This window comes from Pigmentiphaga sp., from assembly GCF_033795525.1.
GTDB lineage: Bacteria > Pseudomonadota > Gammaproteobacteria > Burkholderiales > Burkholderiaceae_B > Pigmentiphaga.
In genome coordinates this window covers 1-681 of the sequence record NZ_JARYGM010000028.1, presented here as the reverse complement: position 1 = coordinate 681, position 681 = coordinate 1, and the positions used below count along the sequence as shown (strand labels likewise).

The 681-nt window shown below is 67.4% G+C and carries 1 protein-coding gene; it reads right to left on the bottom strand.

What is annotated here, in order from left to right; translation table 11 throughout:
- Window positions 1–308: 308 nt before the first annotated feature.
- The coding region (locus QHC78_RS21065) for a M48 family metallopeptidase (RefSeq protein WP_319748103.1) at window positions 309–681 on the bottom strand (373 nt) is incomplete at its 5' end.

The window sequence follows — 681 nt, the reverse complement described above, 5'->3', positions numbered from 1 at the left end:
CGATCGATATAGATCAGACAGGTACCGTCGTCTTCCTGGTGGACGACATGCGCGTCCCACAGCTTGTCGTAAAGGGTCTGAGGCATGATTCCGGTCGAAAAATTGAACGGGCTCATTGGCCGCACGGATTAGCGCCTCTCGGCGCCGCTCTGGCGCGAGGACCAGCCTCGACGGACCCGCTCAGGTATAGGGAACTCTTGATTATGCCATAGGTGTATCGGCTCCCCCCTACGCGCTTCGCGCGCCCCCCCGGCGGCACTGGCGGACCGGCAAAGCCGGATCCGCTGTGCCCTGGGCCGGGACGCAGCCTACTTCTTCTGGTAGAGCGGCAGGACCTGCTGGGCGGCCTGGCGCAGGTCGGCGATGCGGGATTCGGCCGAGGGGTGGGTGGACAGGATTTCCGGGGGGGCGGCGCCGCCGACTTGCCCCATCTTGGTCCACAGCGTCACGGCGGCACGGGGATCGTAGCCGGCCCGCGCGGCGAGTTCCACGCCCATTCTGTCGGCCTCGGTTTCGTGCAGGCGGCTGTTGGGCAAACCGAACATTACGTTGGCCAGGGTCCCGCCCAGGTCCGACGTGGCCTGCGACCCAGTGATCGCCGCCAGCACGCTCCGTCCGACGCTGGTCGCCATCTGCTGCGAGGCGCGTTCGCGCGCGTGCTCGCGCAGGGCATGCGCGATC